This window comes from Microvirga terrestris (assembly GCF_015694425.1).
GTDB lineage: Bacteria > Pseudomonadota > Alphaproteobacteria > Rhizobiales > Beijerinckiaceae > Microvirga > Microvirga terrestris.
The window spans coordinates 408125-423485 of the sequence record NZ_JADQDN010000002.1 but is presented as its reverse complement, the minus strand read 5'-3'; the positions used below and the strand labels follow the sequence as shown (position 1 = coordinate 423485).

The following is a 15361-nucleotide window of genomic DNA, read 5'->3' as shown; positions in this document are numbered from 1 at the left end:
CCGTTTCAGACCACGCGCAGGCGCCGCTCGTTGATGCGCCGCATGAGAAGATTGCGAAGGCCTGTCTCATTCTCGATCCGCAGCCGCACCGGCAGTGCCATCAATGCCGGCCAGACCTCCGCGGCGTTGGCAATCCGCACAAGATCCTTTTCCGTCGTCACCGGCAGGAGCGCGAGACTTTCCGCCTCCTGCCGCAAGGCGGCCACCTCCTCCGGCTTGAAGGAATGGTGGTCCGGAAAAGCATGGGTCACGTCGACGATGGCCCCACAGGCGTGCAGGGTATCGAAGAACTTCTCCGGCCGTCCAATGCCGGCAAAGGCCATAACCCTCCGCCCCTTGAGCGCCTCGGCTGCTTCCGGGGTAGGCTTGAGCGATGCGGTAAAGACGCGTTTGCCATGCTCGTCCGCCTCCCGGACAATCCGCTGTCCCGGCTCACCGTCTCCGATCACCAGAACGGCATCGACCATGGGCCATTGAGCCGCCATGGGGGCGCGCAGCGGCCCGGCCGGCAACGGCAGACCGTTGCCGATGCCGGTGGCGCCATCCACCACGGCGATGGCACAATCCTTGATCAGCGACGGGTTCTGAAGCCCGTCATCCATGATGACGACGGTCGCGCCGATCTCGTAAGCAAGCCGTGCTCCGGCGGGGCGGGAGCGGGACACGATGGTGCGGGCGGCGCGGGACAGGAGAACGGGCTCGTCGCCGATATCGGTAACCCCATGCTGCGGCTGGACCCTGATGGGGCCTGCGAGGCGGCCCCCATAACCTCGGGACAGGAACACCGGATTCTCACCGGCCCCATCCAGGATGGTGGCAACCGCAAGGGCAGTCGGCGTCTTGCCGGCCCCGCCAGCCGTGAAGTTGCCAATGCAGATGACGGGCAGCTCCACCTGCTCGCCACGCCGCTTCATTCGATTCGCCGTAACGGAACCGTAAATCAGGCCGACCGGGCGCAGCAGGTTCGCCTCCAACGAGGGAGAGGGTTGCCACCAGAAGCGCGGCGCGCGCATCAGCGACGGGCTCCGAGCTTGGCCTGCACGATGAAGGGCTCGACGGACTGCATCGTCCGGTCCACAGCGCCGCCCAGCGCCTGCACGGCGTCTCCGGCGGCCCGGGCCATGTCCCGGGTCAGGGCGGCGTTGCCGAGCATTTCGCTCACTGCCCGCGCAAGACTATTGCTGTCCTTCACCATCAGGGCCCCGCGGGACCGGTCAAGCGCTTCGTAGATCTCGACGGCCGCATGAACATGGGGGCCATGCAGGATGGCGGCCCCCAGCTTGGCAGGTTCGATGGGGTTGTGCCCACCAACCGGCACAAGGGTTCCGCCCATGAGGACGATGGGCGAAAGCCGGTAGAACAATCCCATCTCGCCTATCGTGTCGATTACATAGACATCGGTCGCCCGATCGGGGTGCATCCCTTGTGACCGGCGACCCGCTTGCAACCCTGCCTGACCCGCGAGGGCGGCAACTTCAGGTCCCCGGTGCGGATGACGGGGTGCAATGATGGTCAGGAGGTGGGGGTGGCGTTTCGCCAAGGCCCGATGAACGGCGATGATGGCGCTTTCCTCACCCTGATGGGTGCTGGCGGCAAGCCATACCGGCCGTCCTGCGATCAGCCCTGAGAGTTGCGCCACAACGCGCGGATCGGCGGGCGGCGGGGCTGCGTCGAATTTGATGTTGCCGGTCACGACCACGCGCGGGGCGCCGAGCCGCGCCAGCCGCTCCGCATCCTCGGCGGACTGGGTCAGGCAGAGAGCGAAGCGCTCGAGCAGGCTTTTGATGATGCCAGGCATCTTCTGCCAGCGCTGGTACGACCGATCCGACATGCGACCGTTGACCATGACGAGCGGGATGTCCCGCTCCGAGAGCGCCATGATCGTGTTGGGCCAGATTTCCGATTCAGCGATGAGGGCCAAGTCCGGCTGCCAGTGATCCAGAAAGCGTCTTATATAACGTGGCACGTCGAGTGGCACAAATTGATGCACGGCGCCGGGCGGCAGGCGCCGGGCGATCAGACCGGCGGAGGTCTTGGTGCCTGACGTCACCAGAACAGCGAGGCCGCGCTGGGTCATGCGTTCCACGACCGGCAGGAGGGACAGGGTCTCGCCGATGCTGGCCCCATGGACCCAGATCACATGGCCCTTGGGCCTCTGTCGGCTGGGATGACCCTGGCGCTCGCCAAGACGGGTCTTGTCCTCGCGGCCCTTGCGCTGGCGCCAATAGAGGAGACCCAGAACGGCGGGCTCCAGAATGGACACGAGAGTCCGGTAGGTCCGGAAGGTGAGGGGCAGTCTCATGCCTGGGAGCCTCCCGCCAGCATGGGGCTGGTTTTCGCTCCAGGGTCTCTGGAGCCGACCAGCGCATAGGCTCGCTCGTGCACCCGGTCCAGCTCCCGCTCGACACCCTGCCTCAGGCGCTCGAGCGCAGGCTCGTCAGCATCTCTTGGCACCGGGATGGGCTCGCCCAGCACGATGGCGCCCCGGCCGAAGGGCAGGCCGATACTGGCCCGGTCCCAGCTGTTGAAGTCGATGCGGCGGCTCGTGACCACCGCAACGGGTACGATCGGGCGTCCGGACAACTGCGCCAGGGTCACGATGCCTAAGCCGCACACCCGCGAGATCTTTGGGATGTCGGCCGTCATCACGACCATATCGCCGTCGCTAAGGGCCCGCAGCATGGCCCGCAGGGCCTGGGCGCCGCCCTTCTTGCGGATGTCGCGGCCGCGCGCGCCGGAGCCGCGGATCGCTCGGACCCCGAGATGGCGCAGGGCGATGGCGTTGAACTCGCCGTCGCCCGAGCGGGAGACGAGGCTCGCCGCCCGGTCCTGCGGCCTTTTGGCGAAGTGGATCATGAAATGCTGCCCGTGCCACATGGCGGCGATCACGGGCATTTCGATCCGGTCATAGGCATCCGCCGGCTCCATGACGAACCGGTTCGTGCGCTGCACGAGCTTGAGATAAGCCGCTACAAGAAAGCCCATGGCTTCCTGCACCGCACGGGAGCGGGTGATGCGCTTGATGAGACCCATCGTGCTCGGGTCAGCCCTGCTGCGGGTCCAGCAGACGGTGAAGGTGAACGATGAAGTAGCGCATCTGCGCATTGTCCACAGTCGCCTGTGCTTTGGCTTTCCAAGCTGCATGGGCCGAGGCGTAGTTCGGGAATACCCCGACGATCTCGAGCTTGGACAAATCCTTGAATTCGGTCGATTCGAGGCTGGTAAGCTCGCCGCCGAAAACCAAATGCAGGAGCTGCTTGCCAGGCGTGTCGGTCATGGTGATAGGGCTCTTGTGACGAGGGTTGTAACGATGAAGGGCGTGAGGAGCCAGCAATGTTTCAGGCTCTCATGGCTCCAATAGCACGAGGATGCAACCGTGACGCAACGGCAATCATCTCATCATGAGACGGGTTGGGCTTGTTGTAGATCAGGAGCGAGCCGTCAAGCTGCGTCAGCCGGCCGCCTGCCTCCTGCAGAATGAGATCGGCGGCGGCGATGTCCCAGTCCTGGGCATGAGCCGACACGAGCCCCACATCGATGGAGCCGTCCGCCACCCGGGCGAGCCTGAGTGCCAGCGATGGAACCTTGGGCAGGCGCTCGACGGGATTGATATGCCGCTCAAGTCGGTCGACGAGGGGCTTGGGACCTGCCACCCGAGCCGGGCCTGAAAAAGTCTCCGCTTCGGGCAACTGCAGCCTCGCGCCATTGCTCCACGCTCCTTCGCCCAACCTTGCTTCATAGAGGCGGTCGTGGATCGGGGCATGCAGGATGCCGAGAATGGGCTTGCCGTTCTGTACAAGGGCAATGGAAATCGCCCAGTCCGGATGGCCGGACGCGAAGGCTCGGGTGCCGTCGATGGGATCGACGATCCACACATATTCTCGCCCGAGCCGCGCGGGATCGTCGACGGTCTCTTCGGACAGCCAGCCGGCCTCGGGGAGCAGTTCGAGGAGTTGGCTCTTCAGGTAGGTGTCGAGGGCGATGTCGGCCTCGGTGACCGGGGAACTCCCGCCCTTGTACCACAGCTTCGCGGCGGTCTGCGCGCCGGAACGGAAATAGGGCACGGCCAGATCTCCTGCACGGCGGGCGGCATCGCGCACGGCCGGTGCCAGGGACGACAAGGAATGTGGGGAAGGGGAAAGCATCGAACCTGAGATGGGAACTCCCGGCAGAAGATACCATATCTCACCGCACCGTTCTGCGACCTTTCCGAAGCGATAGGTGCAATGTCTTGAAACAGCCTTGAGAGATCTAGATCAGGCAGTCCAGGGTCATGGCCGCAAACAGGGTCAGGCCCGCATCACGGTTCGACCGGAAGAGCCGCAGCGCGCCGGCGCCGTCGTTGCGATCAATGTGCAGGACCTGCCAGCCCAGGTGAAGGGCGAACAGGCCCAAGCCTCCGAAGGAGACAAGCCCCGCTCCAGCCTGCGTGAAAGCAGCGGCCAAGAAGATCACCGTGAGAGCATAGCAGAGGCTGACGCCCTGCCTCACCTGCTCGCCGAAGAAGCGGGCGGAGGACTTGATCCCGACGACTTCGTCATCCTCGATGTCCTGCAGGGCATAGATGGTGTCATAGCCCACTACCCAGGCAATGCTGCCGAGGTAAAGGAGGATTGGAGCCCCGCTCAGGGAACCGAAAGCGGCGGCCCAGCCCATTAGGGCTCCCCAGGCGAAGGCGAGGCCCAGCACGATCTGCGGCATCCAGAAGAAGCGCTTCATGAAGGGGTAGAGTGCGACCACGCCCAGGGAGGCGAAGCCCGTGGCAATCGCGAAGCCATTGAACTGCAGCAGAACCAGAAGGCCAATGAGGCCCTGGAGGACGAGAAAGGCCAGGGCGCCCTTGAGCGTGATCTGCCCTGAAGGGAGGGGGCGCTGGCGCGTCCGCTCGACTTTGGTGTCGAGATCCCGGTCGACGATGTCGTTATAGGTGCAGCCAGCGCCACGCATGGCCACGGCCCCGATCAGGAAGAGCCCGCAGTGGAGCGGGTTGGGCCAAGACTGGCCGGCGTTGAGTGCTGCGAGCGCCGCCGACCACCAGCAGGGGAGCAGCAGCAGCCACCAGCCGATAGGGCGCTCGATCCGGGCGAGGCGCAGGTATGGCTTGAGCGAGGGTGGCGCCCACCGTTCGGCCCAATGGCCCCTGACGGCATCGGGCAGGGAAGGCGCGGCAGGGCGCTCCATAACGCTGAAAAGTTCAGATCAGAGGGCGCCCTTCGGAACGCTTAGGGTGCCGGTCAGGCCGCCGCCCATCTTGCCAGCCAGGCCGCCCTGCTGGGCTTGCTGAGCCTGCTGCTTGGCGCGCTTTTCCATCTCGGCCATCTTGGCGGCAGCTCCGCAGGCCTGGCCCTTGATGGTCTGAATGCGCTTATGCTCCGTGGAGAAATCCTCAAGAACCTTGTCAGGAACCTGACACCAGTCCTTGTTCTCGCTCATCCACTTCACGCCGCTTTCGCCGTTGGCCGCAAGCTTCGTGAAGAGGCCGCAAGCTGCACGAGGATCCAGCTGCTTGTTCTTACCGCCGTTGCTGAGCTTCTGAAACTGCTCACCCAGGCTCCGCCGCTCGGCAATGATCTTCTGCCCCTGCTCGCAGCCGCTGGCCTGCGCCTGGACCGATGAGCCGATGGCATCGGCACCGACGAGCAGACCGGCAACGGCCAACGCAGCCAGAAGATGCGAACGGATATGCGTCATGCCAAAATTCCTTCATAAAGCCTGCGACGTCTCGCATGCTTGCGTCCTGTTATCAGGTGAACGGCCATAAGGCCAAGAGGCGAATGGTCGCCTTGGCCTTAAGCTGTGCCATATAGCACCTGAATTTCCCGTGACCAAAGCGGCCACCCCTCTCCCTGGAAACAGGGGAAATTGATACAGCAAGGCCTGCTCAGTTCAAGGTTGTCATGGCTGATTACGATTTCAACGCTCCCCGCCTCTTCGTCGAGGCCCCCCTCCAGACCGGAGCCAAGGTCGCTCTTGACCGGGGGCAGGCCAATTACCTGCTGAACGTCCTGCGCCTGAAGGATGAAGACTCGGTCCTGATCTTCAACGGCCGGGATGGGGAATGGCGCGCCGAGGTCTCGGTGGAAGGCCGAAAGGCCGCCGATCTCGTCTGTGTGGAGCGAATCCGCGAGCAGGGCACGCCGTACGACATCATCTATGCCTTCGCGCCTCTCAAGCACGCCCGTCTCGACTACATGGTCCAGAAGGCCGTCGAGATGGGAGCAGGCGTTCTGCAGCCGGTCCTGACGCAACGGACTCAGAGTTCACGGGTCAACCTGGACCGGATGCGCAGCAACGCCATCGAGGCCGCCGAGCAATGCGGGATCCTGTCCATCCCGGAGGTGCGCGAGGAGGAGAATTTAGAGCGCTTTCTCAAAGGCTTGGAGGAGGATCGCCTGGTCGTTTTCTGTGACGAGAATGCCCCGGTTTCCAATCCTGTCGATGCTCTGGCCAAGCTTGGGAACAAACACTCCAGGCTTGTTGTTATCGTGGGACCCGAAGGAGGGTTCACCGATCAGGAGAGAGCGCTTGTCGCTGCCCACGAAAGATGTGTTTGCGTATCGTTGGGACCGCGAATCCTGCGTGCCGACACAGCCGCAGTGGCCGCACTGGCAATCGTCCAGTCTGTGCTCGGCGATTGGCACTGATCTCGTCGTCCGACGACGGCTCAAGCCGATCTGTCTCTAGCTTCAAAAGCTTAGCAGTTTCACGCCGATTCGCCCCATTCTGGCCCCATTGAGCCGGAGTTTGGGTGTGTCGCCGTAGGCCGATCCGCCTGTGCAAGGGTCATTTCTAAAGAATAATGAAGGACACGAGGAAATGAGCTGGGATTTCAAGTTCGGCATCGAGGAAGAGTACTTCGTCAACGATGCGCCCAGACGGGATATCGCCAAAGGTAAGATCAAGGAGTTCTTCGCCGCCTGCCGGGACCGGGTGTCGGGCGACATCCAGCCCGAGATGCTGGAGCCGCAGATCGAAATCGCCACCAAGCCCTCCCTGGAACTGGCTGATGCCCGTGCTCAACTGGCTGATCTGAGGTCCTCCGTCGGTGCTGTTGCCCGCGACTTCAACCTGTCCATCATGGCCTCCGGCACCCATCCGCTCGCCGTCTGGTCGCGCGTGCGCCCCACGGCGCAGGCCCGCTACGGCAAGGTGATGCACGACCTGCAGATGCTCGGAAGCCGCAACGTGCTGTGCGGCATGCATGTCCATGTGGAGGTGCCGGATCTCGGCATGCGCGTGGACATCATGAACCGGATTCAGCCCTACCTGCCGCTGCTCCTGGCGCTTTCCACCTCTTCGCCATTCTGGCAGGCGCAGCGGACAGGCCTTCTCGGCTACCGGCTGGCGGCCTACCGCGAGCTGCCGCGCACCGGCTTCCCGGACCTGTTCGAGAACGAGCAGGATTACAAGCGCTACATCGACACGCTGGTGTCGGCCCGCGCCATCGAGAATTCCAGCTATGTCTGGTGGGTGATCCGGCCGTCGCTGAAGCATCCGACCCTGGAGCTGCGCGTGGCCGACAGCTGCACGCGGCTCGACGACACCATCGCGATCGCGGCCCTTTATCGCTGCCTCGTGCGCCGGCTGAGCCTCGATACGAATCTCAATGCCGGCCAGACCGGCGCCTCGCGCGCCATCAACGACGAGAACGGCTGGCGTGCCCAGCGCTACGGTATTCACGGCAGCTTCGTCGACGAGAGGACCCGCACGGCCAAACCGGTTCGCGAGCTCCTCGATGAGACCCTGGATCTCGTGGCCGAGGATGCCAGGGAACTCGGCTGCCAGCGCGAGCTCGATCTCGCCCGCTGGATCGTCGCCCGAGGCACCAGCGCCGACCAGCAGCTGACGCTCTATACCGAGGCGGTGGGCCGTGGCCTGTCGAACCGGGATGCCCTGGCCGGCGTGGTCGACTGGCTCAGCGCGGAAACGACAGGGGAGCCGGCGTTTCGGCATTGACGAGATCGCATCGGGCGGATTGGTTCCGCACGATGCTCCAGCTGTGGATTGAGCATCGGCTCTAAAAGTGCAAGTCCACTTTTGTGGCCGATGCACCAGCCCTCATCGTTTTGTGCATGAGTCCCGCATTGCACCTTGGCGTTAAGCCCCTTATTGAGTCCCGACCCTGAGTCGGCGCGCCTTGAACGCGCTTTTTGATGAGGTGATGCATGGCGCGGGACGTATCCGATACGACCCCCATTGGTGCGCGGTCGGAACTCGTGGAGTGGATTGCCTCCGGCGAGAAGCCGCGCGAGTCGTGGCGGCTCGGCACCGAGCACGAGAAGGTTCCCTTCTATAAGGCTGATCTCTCGCCCGTACCCTATGACGGCAGCCGGGGGATCCGGGCGCTGCTGGAAGGCATGCAGGAGCGCACCGGCTGGGCTCCGATCATGGAGGACGGCCGCCCGATCGGCCTTGCCGACGAAGAGGGTGGAGGAGCGATCTCCCTGGAGCCGGGCGGGCAGTTCGAGCTGTCCGGCGCTCCGCTTGCCAACCTTCATGAGACGGCCCGTGAGACGGCGCAGCATCTCGCCGACGTGAAAGCCGTGGGCGAAAAGCTTGGGCTAGGCTTTCTCACACTCGGCATGAGCCCGCTCTGGACCCGGGCCGAGACGCCTGTGATGCCCAAAGCCCGCTACCGCATCATGACGAACTACATGCCGAAGGTGGGTTCGCTTGGCCTCGACATGATGTACCGCACCTCCACGGTGCAGGTGAACATGGACTACGCCTCCGAGGCCGACATGGTGAAGAAGCTGCGCGTCTCGCTGGCGCTGCAGCCCATCGCAACAGCGATCTTCGCCAACTCGCCCTTCACGGACGGCAAGCCCAACGGCTACCTGTCCATGCGCTCCAACATCTGGCTCGACACGGACAGGAACCGCACGGGCATGATGGCCTTCGCCTTCGAGGAGGGATTTGGCTACGAGCGCTATGTGGACTGGGCGCTCGACGTGCCGATGTATTTCGTCAAGCGCGACTCGGCCTATCACGATGTGGCGGGCGCATCCTTCCACGATCTGCTTGCCGGCAAGCTCCCCCAAATGCCGGGCGAGCGCGCCACGCATTCGGACTGGGCCAACCACGTCTCGACCCTGTTCCCGGAAGTGCGCCTCAAGCGCTATCTCGAGATGCGCGGCGCGGACGTGGGCAACCTCGAACACATCGTGGCGCTGTCCGCCTTCTGGACCGGCATCCTCTACGATGAAACGGCCCTCGACGGCGCCTGGGAGCTGGTGAAGGCGTGGAATGCTCAGCAGCGCGAGCAATTGCGCGCCGACGTGCCGAAACTGGCCCTCAATGCCAGCATCGCCGGTCGCTCCGTGCAGGATGTTGCCCGCGACACGCTTGCGCTGTCGCGCGCCGGTCTCGCACGCCGTGCGTGCCGCGACAATGCAGGGCAGGACGAGACCCGTCACCTCGCTTATGCGGAGGAGATCGTCGCGTCAGGCCGCACGCAGGCGGAGCGGCTGCTGGAGCGCTATCACGGTGCCTGGGGCGGTTCGGTGAAGCCTGCCTTCAGCGAGTGCGTGTTCTGATCGGAGAAACCTGATCAGGCGGCTTTTTCGCTGGCGACGCGGTTGCGCCCGTTTTGCTTGGCACGATAGAGAGCGGAATCCGCCAGCGTGATCAGGTCATCCGGGCGGATGCGGGAGCGATCCAGGCTCGGGATCCGGGTGGCGCTGCCGATGCTGATCGTGAGGATGCAGCTCGGAGGATTGGCCTCGTGCCGCACGCGCAGGGACTCGACCTTCGCACGCAAATTCTCTGCGATAATTGCCGCGTCGGCTTCATCCGCTCCCGGCAGGAGAATGGCGAGTTCTTCGCCGCCGTAGCGCGCAGCCAGATCACCGGGCCGGCGGGCTGCATCAGAGATGCTCCTGGCGATGGTCCGCAGGCACTCGTCCCCGGCCTGATGTCCATAGACATCGTTGTAGGCCTTGAACTGATCCACATCGATCAGGAGCAGAGACACGGGGGTTTTCTGGCGTGCGGCTCGAAGCCATTCCGCTTCGAGCTGCCTGTCGAAGGCTCGGCGGTTGGCGAGGCCTGTCAGGCCGTCTGTGGTGGCCAGAACGGCAAGCTCCGCCTCCGCATGTTCCCGTCGTCGGAGGGCCCCGGCGAGAATCCAGCCGAGGGAACCGATCATGAGGATGAGCAGGCCGATGATGCTGCCGCGGAACACGAACTCCTCGTTCCAACGCGCGAGCGCCTGGTCGCGACCGACGGCGGCAATCACGCCGACAGGGAAGATGTGGTTGCGCTGATAGCCGCCGATGCGGATCAACCCATCGATCGGAGACGTGTAATCGTAGTTGCCTGAGCCTTTCGCATTCCTGAACTGGGGATCGTCCAGGACATTGGATCCGATCGCACGCTCAATATAGGGGTAGCGTGACAGGATCGTTCCGTTCTGGTGAAGGAGCGTGATCGAACCTTGCGACCCAACATCGAAACGACCGAAGAAATTTCCGAAATAGCGGGGCGGAATGCTCGCCTGGACAACGCCGCCGAAGCTTCCGTCGAGCTTGTTGAAACGTCGAGAGATGGTCAGGATCCAATCGCCGCCGAGGGGATCGCGAATCAACGGGCCGACGAACCAGTCGCTGCTGGTTGTGGATCTGTGATGCTGGAACAGGGCAAGGGCGCCGATATTCACACGACCGCGGTGCCCAGGCAGTGAACTGCTCAGAAGGGTGCCATCCGGGCCAAAGATGGTCAGTGCCTTGATGCGCTGAAGCGGCTGCACCCGCTCGACCAGAAAGACGTCCAGACGCGCGATGGCATCCGGCGGGGTGCCACCCGTCTCGACCCGGTCCACCACATCCACCAGGAGCGCGTCCGCGAGTTCGAATGTGTCCTGGGCATGCTGGGTCAGGGATTTTGCCAGATTCAGGGTCTCAGACCGGATACGGTTGATCTCATGATCCCGCTCATGCCAGTCGCGCCACCCTTCAAGGCCGAGGATGGCAAGGCAGACCACCAGCACGAAGACCCGGAGGCCTCGCGCCGAGGACCTCGGCCTTTTCTGAACGAATGTGGTCATGGCGCACTCATCATACCGACCCAAGCTAGCCCGAAGCTAACTTCAGGCCGAGGATCCCGGAGACGATGAGGCCGATGCACACCAGGCGCATCACGGTTGCCGGCTCGCCGAAAAGATGGATGCCGAGCAGGGCGGTTCCAACGGTCCCGATCCCGGTCCAGACCGCATAGCCCGTTCCGACCGGCAGGGTTTTGAGCGCCAGGCCAAGGAGCAGGACGCTGACCACCATGCTGAGTGCCGTCAAAACCGAAGGAACCAGCCGGGTGAAGCCGTCGGTGTATTTCAGGCCGATGGCCCAGCCGATCTCGAACAAGCCGGCAAGCGTAAGCCAAGTCCATGCCATGACAGGACCTCCGTCATAGGCAGGGCCGTCCCTACCGTTTGTCATGAAGGCGAGGTCGTCCTCGCCCCTTCGGATATAGAGGGTCCGGAAAACCTTCTCAACAAAATCCGAGCGCGGCCAAAGGTCAGCCTCTCAACTTAGTTACCAGTGTCGGATGGCTGAGCGGAGCGTCCCAGGGCGGCATAAGGGTCGAACGGGGCGTAGATCTGGTGCTGCCACGCGTCGCCGCAATTGATGCAGATCGAGCGCACCATGTGATTGCTTCGCTCAAGGCGCATGAGGAGCTTCTGCTGCCGTTCCAGCGCCTCATTGGCCTCCGGCACGGTCCCGGATGGGCGGACGGTGAGCCGGAGCGGCTTGTCCTCCGGCGTCGTCTGGGCCAGGGCCGGACCCATGAGCAAGACGAGGCTGGCGATCCATAAAAGGCGGGTCATCAAGAATCCTGCGGCTGACTTGGCCACTGGACTCCAGGCGACACTGTTTCGTCAAGGCATGATCGCTGCCCTGAGACGTTCGGCTGCGGCGGTGTCGCCTCCGCAGCCCTGTCCCGGTGTTCAGAACCAGACGCTCTTTAACTAGATCTGCCGTACGGCGCCCTTGGCCGCGCTGGTGGCGAGCATGGCGTAGGCCTTGAGGGCAGCCGACACCTTGCGCTTGCGCGGCTGAGCCGGCTGCCAGCCACGTGTGTCCTGCTCGGCCCGGCGGCGCTGGAGTTCAGCATCGTCCACCGCCAAGCGGATGCTGCGGTTCGGGATATCGATCTCGATCCGGTCGCCGTCCTGCACGAGGCCGATAGTGCCGCCCTCGGCCGCCTCGGGTGAGGCGTGGCCGATGGACAGGCCTGAGGTACCGCCGGAGAAGCGTCCGTCGGTGATGAGCGCGCAGGCTTTGCCGAGGCCCTTCGATTTCAGGTAGCTCGTGGGATAGAGCATCTCCTGCATGCCGGGCCCGCCGCGCGGTCCCTCGTAGCGGATGACCACCACGTCGCCGGCCTTGACCTTGCCGTTGAGGATGCCGCTGACCGCATCGTCCTGACTCTCGAAGACGATAGCCGGGCCGGAGAACACCAGGATGCTCTCGTCGACGCCGGCGGTCTTCACGATGCAGCCGTCAAGCGCCAGGTTGCCGGAGAGGACCGCAAGGCCGCCATCCTTCGAGAAGGCATGCTCGGCGTCACGGATGACGCCGCTGGCGCGGTCGGTGTCGACGCTGTCGTAGCGGCTTTCCTGGCTGAACGCCGTCTGCGTCGGCACGCCGCCAGGCGCGGCGCGGAAGAAGTCGTGCACCGCATGGGAGTTCGTGCGCCGCACGTCCCAACGGTCGAGCGCGGTCTTCATGGTCTCGGCATGGACAGTCGGCACCGAGGTGTCGAGCAGGCCCGCGCGATCAAGCTCGCCTAGGATTCCCATGATGCCGCCAGCGCGGTGGACGTCTTCCATGTGCACGTTGGCGATGGCAGGCGCGACCTTGCACAGAACCGGCACCCGGCGCGACAGGCGGTCGATGTCGTCCATGGTGAAATCGACTTCCGCCTCGTGGGCGGCCGCCAGAAGGTGCAGCACCGTATTGCTCGATCCGCCCATGGCGATGTCGAGCGTCATGGCGTTCTCGAAGGCGGCGAATGAGGCGATGGTGCGCGGGAGAACGCTCGCGTCGTCCTGCTCGTAATAGCGACGGGCGAGATCGACGATCAGGTGGCCGGCTTCCACAAAGAGGCGCTTGCGGTCAGCGTGGGTGGCGAGCGTCGAGCCGTTGCCGGGCAGGGACAGGCCAAGCGCCTCGGTGAGGCAGTTCATGGAATTGGCCGTGAACATGCCCGAGCACGAGCCGCAGGTGGGGCAGGCGGCGCGCTCGATCGCCTTGATGTCCTCGTCGGCGATCTTGTCGTCGGCGGCCGCCACCATGGCGTCCACGAGGTCGAGCTTCTTAGTCACGCCGTTGAGCACGACCTTGCCGGCTTCCATCGGCCCGCCGGAGACGAAGACCACCGGAATGTTGAGGCGCATGGCGGCCATCAGCATGCCCGGGGTGATCTTGTCGCAGTTGGAGATGCACACCATCGCGTCCGCGCAATGGGCGTTGACCATGTACTCGACGCTGTCGGCGATCAGCTCCCGCGAGGGCAGCGAGTAGAGCATGCCGTCATGGCCCATGGCGATGCCGTCATCCACCGCGATGGTGTTGAACTCCTTGGCGACGCCGCCCGCCTTCTCGATCTCCCGCGCTACAAGCTGGCCCAAATCCTTGAGGTGGACGTGGCCCGGCACGAACTGGGTGAAGGAGTTCACGACGGCAATGATCGGCTTGCCGAAGTCGGAATCCTTCATGCCCGTGGCCCGCCAGAGGCCGCGGGCCCCTGCCATGTTACGGCCATGGGTGGTGGTGCGAGAACGATAGGCTGGCATGATTTCCCCTGCAGATTTGAGGTCTTGTTCGACTGAAATTGCGAAACTTGCAAGAAAATTTGCCATTCCTTGTGGTCGCGCCTGCTTTGCCGCAATGGAATTACTTGCGTTTGCGCTCGGTGGAATTGCGCTCTTGGGGCTGGTAAGGCTCGGCCGCAGGGGGAAGACAGAATGGATCATGCAGGCGCAAGCCAAAGCCTCCGCCGGGTGGTTGCCATCGTGGCTGCTCTCAACCTCGGCTATTTCGGCATCGAGTTCGCGGTGGCGCTCGCCATCGGGTCGGTGTCGCTCTTTGCCGACAGCATCGACTTTCTCGAGGATGCCTCCATCAACCTTCTCATCCTGCTGGCCTTGGGCTTTACCCTGAAGATGCGGGCCCGGGTGGGGATGCTGCTTGCCGGCATCATCCTCGTGCCGGGGCTCGCCACTCTCTGGATGGCCTGGGAGAAGTTCTGGGCTCCGGTCCCGCCCGAGCCCTGGCCGCTGTCGCTCGCCGGGGCAGGGGCTCTCGCGGTCAATCTCGCCTGCGCGCTCCTGCTGGCCCGCTTTCGCCATCACGGCGGCAGCCTCACCAAGGCAGCATTCTTGTCCGCCCGCAACGACGCCTTCGCCAATGTAGCCATCGTGGCCGCAGGTCTGGTGACCGCAGCCACGCTCTCGGCTTGGCCGGACCTGATCGTCGGTCTCGCTATCGCGGCGATCAATGCCGATGCGGCCAGGGAGGTCTGGGCGGAAGCCCGGGAGGAACATCGGGCTGAAACGCCTGAAGCTTGAGCCGCGTTGTCCTGCCTGAATGTTTCTCAAGGCAGGACCATACCATGCTGACCAAAGACGAACTGGATGCCCCGGCCCATCTGCAATACGAGCCCATCGGCACGGCTGGTCAAGGCCACCCCGGCGATGTGAGAGAGTTCAAGACGCTGCGGGAGGCTGTGCATTGGGCCATGAACAACGAGGCGCCGGCCGGCATGGAAGCTGTGATCCGCGCTGCCTCCGGCGCGGTGCTCGGGCCCCGGCACCTGGAAGAGATCTGGTCGAGCCTGCAGGGGCCTTAGATCCACCCCAAGCTTAAAGCTCCAACGGCTAGGTATCGGCCGGTCTTGGCCAGCGTCACGAGCGGGACGAAAACCCGCAAGGGCTCCCGCAGCAAGCCGGCCACGATGGTGAGCGGATCGCCGATGACCGGCACCCAGCTCAGCAGCAGGGTCCAGCGTCCGTAGCGGTGATACCAGGCTTCAGCTTTGGCCATTTGGTGGCGCTTCACGGGAAACCAGCGCCGATCCTCGAAATGGGCCAAGAAGCGGCCCAGGAACCAGTTCACGACCGAGCCGAGAATGTTGCCCACACTCGCCACGAGGATGAGCACCCACCAGGTGTAGTGCTCGGCCACAAGCATGGCGAACAGCACGACCTCCGACTGGAACGGGAAGATTGTGGCCGAGAGGAAGGCTGCGGCGAACAGGGCGCCGTGTTCGGCAAGGTGCGGCATGAGGCGGGGTGATCACACGGGACAGGAAAGAACCGGGGCAAGGCTCAAGGCCTGAATGAGGTGAGCCCTACCACAGTTCC

At 64.1% G+C, this 15361-nt stretch carries 17 protein-coding genes; 5 read left to right on the top strand and 12 right to left on the bottom strand.

The features are described from left to right. Nucleotides 1-5: 5 nt before the first annotated feature. The 7 genes from lpxK to I2H36_RS06140 form a co-directional block, all read right to left on the bottom strand. Nucleotides 6-1013: a tetraacyldisaccharide 4'-kinase gene (lpxK, locus tag I2H36_RS06170; RefSeq protein WP_196262986.1), complete on the bottom strand. Its 1008-nt coding sequence runs from the start codon at nucleotides 1011-1013 to the stop codon at nucleotides 6-8. After that, on the bottom strand, nucleotides 1013-2302 hold the full coding sequence (locus tag I2H36_RS06165; RefSeq protein WP_196262985.1) for a 3-deoxy-D-manno-octulosonic acid transferase: 1290 nt from the start codon (nucleotides 2300-2302) through the stop codon (nucleotides 1013-1015). Before I2H36_RS06165 ends, lpxK begins: the two co-directional genes overlap by 1 nt. Next, nucleotides 2299-3033 (bottom strand): lysophospholipid acyltransferase family protein, encoded by a 735-nt coding sequence (locus I2H36_RS06160; RefSeq protein ID WP_196262984.1) that lies wholly within the window; start codon nucleotides 3031-3033, stop codon nucleotides 2299-2301. Before I2H36_RS06160 ends, I2H36_RS06165 begins: the two co-directional genes overlap by 4 nt. Nucleotides 3034-3043: 10 nt before the next feature. After that, complete coding sequence (locus I2H36_RS06155; RefSeq protein WP_190844795.1) at nucleotides 3044-3277, bottom strand: DUF4170 domain-containing protein; 234 nt, start codon at nucleotides 3275-3277, stop codon at nucleotides 3044-3046. A gap of 61 nt (nucleotides 3278-3338) precedes the next feature. After that, complete coding sequence (locus I2H36_RS06150; RefSeq protein ID WP_196262983.1) at nucleotides 3339-4145, bottom strand: inositol monophosphatase family protein; 807 nt, start codon at nucleotides 4143-4145, stop codon at nucleotides 3339-3341. 106 nt (nucleotides 4146-4251) lie between these two features. Next, complete coding sequence (ubiA, locus tag I2H36_RS06145; RefSeq protein WP_196262982.1) at nucleotides 4252-5181, bottom strand: 4-hydroxybenzoate octaprenyltransferase; 930 nt, start codon at nucleotides 5179-5181, stop codon at nucleotides 4252-4254. Between the two features lie 18 nt (nucleotides 5182-5199). Then, nucleotides 5200-5691 carry a hypothetical protein gene (locus I2H36_RS06140; RefSeq protein WP_196262981.1) on the bottom strand — a complete coding sequence of 164 codons (492 nt, stop codon included), beginning with the start codon at nucleotides 5689-5691 and terminating at the stop codon, nucleotides 5200-5202. A 206-nt stretch (nucleotides 5692-5897) separates the two neighbouring features. Here I2H36_RS06140 and I2H36_RS06135 point away from each other — a divergent pair, with 206 nt between their 5' ends. The 3 genes from I2H36_RS06135 (at nucleotide 5898) to I2H36_RS06125 (ending at nucleotide 9536) form a co-directional block, all read left to right on the top strand. Then, nucleotides 5898-6644, top strand: a complete 747-nt coding sequence (locus I2H36_RS06135) for a 16S rRNA (uracil(1498)-N(3))-methyltransferase (RefSeq protein WP_196262980.1) — start codon at nucleotides 5898-5900, stop codon at nucleotides 6642-6644. 172 nt (nucleotides 6645-6816) lie between these two features. Then, the gene (locus I2H36_RS06130) at nucleotides 6817-7956 is read left to right on the top strand and encodes a carboxylate-amine ligase (RefSeq protein ID WP_196262979.1); all 1140 of its coding nucleotides are present in this window, start codon (nucleotides 6817-6819) and stop codon (nucleotides 7954-7956) included. Between the two features lie 209 nt (nucleotides 7957-8165). Next, complete coding sequence (locus I2H36_RS06125) at nucleotides 8166-9536, top strand: glutamate--cysteine ligase (RefSeq protein ID WP_196262978.1); 1371 nt, start codon at nucleotides 8166-8168, stop codon at nucleotides 9534-9536. Between the two features lie 14 nt (nucleotides 9537-9550). Here I2H36_RS06125 and I2H36_RS06120 read toward each other — a convergent pair whose 3' ends face one another. The 4 genes from I2H36_RS06120 to ilvD form a co-directional block, all read right to left on the bottom strand. Beyond that, on the bottom strand, nucleotides 9551-11044 hold the full coding sequence (locus I2H36_RS06120; RefSeq protein WP_196262977.1) for a sensor domain-containing diguanylate cyclase: 1494 nt from the start codon (nucleotides 11042-11044) through the stop codon (nucleotides 9551-9553). A 25-nt stretch (nucleotides 11045-11069) separates the two neighbouring features. Continuing rightward, the gene (sugE, locus tag I2H36_RS06115) at nucleotides 11070-11387 is read right to left on the bottom strand and encodes a quaternary ammonium compound efflux SMR transporter SugE (protein ID WP_196262976.1); all 318 of its coding nucleotides are present in this window, start codon (nucleotides 11385-11387) and stop codon (nucleotides 11070-11072) included. A gap of 137 nt (nucleotides 11388-11524) precedes the next feature. Continuing rightward, the gene (locus I2H36_RS06110; RefSeq protein WP_196262975.1) at nucleotides 11525-11821 is read right to left on the bottom strand and encodes a hypothetical protein; all 297 of its coding nucleotides are present in this window, start codon (nucleotides 11819-11821) and stop codon (nucleotides 11525-11527) included. A gap of 141 nt (nucleotides 11822-11962) precedes the next feature. Then, entirely contained in the window at nucleotides 11963-13792 is a 1830-nt protein-coding gene (gene ilvD, locus I2H36_RS06105) for a dihydroxy-acid dehydratase (RefSeq protein ID WP_196262974.1), read from the bottom strand. 171 nt (nucleotides 13793-13963) lie between these two features. On the opposite strand from ilvD, the gene I2H36_RS06100 reads away from it, so the two are divergent. Next, a complete protein-coding gene (locus I2H36_RS06100) occupies nucleotides 13964-14566 on the top strand; it encodes a cation efflux transmembrane domain-containing protein (RefSeq protein WP_196262973.1) in 603 nt (200 codons plus the stop codon). Nucleotides 14567-14610: 44 nt separating this feature from the next. After that, entirely contained in the window at nucleotides 14611-14847 is a 237-nt protein-coding gene (locus tag I2H36_RS06095; protein ID WP_196262972.1) for a hypothetical protein, read from the top strand. On the opposite strand, the gene I2H36_RS06090 is transcribed toward I2H36_RS06095, so the two are convergent. Then, a complete protein-coding gene (locus I2H36_RS06090; protein WP_196262971.1) occupies nucleotides 14844-15281 on the bottom strand; it encodes a YqaA family protein in 438 nt (145 codons plus the stop codon). The two genes, I2H36_RS06095 and I2H36_RS06090, sit on opposite strands and share 4 nt — an antisense overlap. Nucleotides 15282-15361: the final 80 nt, after the last annotated feature.

Coding starts and splice junctions, on each gene's coding strand:
- I2H36_RS06090 (WP_196262971.1), bottom strand. CDS start 15,281: ATGCCGCACCTTGCCGAACACGGCGCCCTGTTCGCCGCAGCCTTCCTC.
- I2H36_RS06165 (WP_196262985.1), bottom strand. CDS start 2,302: ATGAGACTGCCCCTCACCTTCCGGACCTACCGGACTCTCGTGTCCATT.
- sugE (WP_196262976.1), bottom strand. CDS start 11,387: ATGGCATGGACTTGGCTTACGCTTGCCGGCTTGTTCGAGATCGGCTGG.
- I2H36_RS06125 (WP_196262978.1), top strand. CDS start 8,166: ATGGCGCGGGACGTATCCGATACGACCCCCATTGGTGCGCGGTCGGAA.
- I2H36_RS06120 (WP_196262977.1), bottom strand. CDS start 11,044: ATGACCACATTCGTTCAGAAAAGGCCGAGGTCCTCGGCGCGAGGCCTC.
- I2H36_RS06155 (WP_190844795.1), bottom strand. CDS start 3,277: ATGACCGACACGCCTGGCAAGCAGCTCCTGCATTTGGTTTTCGGCGGC.
- I2H36_RS06150 (WP_196262983.1), bottom strand. CDS start 4,145: ATGCTTTCCCCTTCCCCACATTCCTTGTCGTCCCTGGCACCGGCCGTG.
- I2H36_RS06140 (WP_196262981.1), bottom strand. CDS start 5,691: ATGACGCATATCCGTTCGCATCTTCTGGCTGCGTTGGCCGTTGCCGGT.
- I2H36_RS06160 (WP_196262984.1), bottom strand. CDS start 3,033: ATGGGTCTCATCAAGCGCATCACCCGCTCCCGTGCGGTGCAGGAAGCC.
- ilvD (WP_196262974.1), bottom strand. CDS start 13,792: ATGCCAGCCTATCGTTCTCGCACCACCACCCATGGCCGTAACATGGCA.
- I2H36_RS06100 (WP_196262973.1), top strand. CDS start 13,964: ATGGATCATGCAGGCGCAAGCCAAAGCCTCCGCCGGGTGGTTGCCATC.
- I2H36_RS06110 (WP_196262975.1), bottom strand. CDS start 11,821: ATGACCCGCCTTTTATGGATCGCCAGCCTCGTCTTGCTCATGGGTCCG.
- lpxK (WP_196262986.1), bottom strand. CDS start 1,013: ATGCGCGCGCCGCGCTTCTGGTGGCAACCCTCTCCCTCGTTGGAGGCG.
- I2H36_RS06095 (WP_196262972.1), top strand. CDS start 14,611: ATGCTGACCAAAGACGAACTGGATGCCCCGGCCCATCTGCAATACGAG.
- ubiA (WP_196262982.1), bottom strand. CDS start 5,181: ATGGAGCGCCCTGCCGCGCCTTCCCTGCCCGATGCCGTCAGGGGCCAT.
- I2H36_RS06130 (WP_196262979.1), top strand. CDS start 6,817: ATGAGCTGGGATTTCAAGTTCGGCATCGAGGAAGAGTACTTCGTCAAC.
- I2H36_RS06135 (WP_196262980.1), top strand. CDS start 5,898: ATGGCTGATTACGATTTCAACGCTCCCCGCCTCTTCGTCGAGGCCCCC.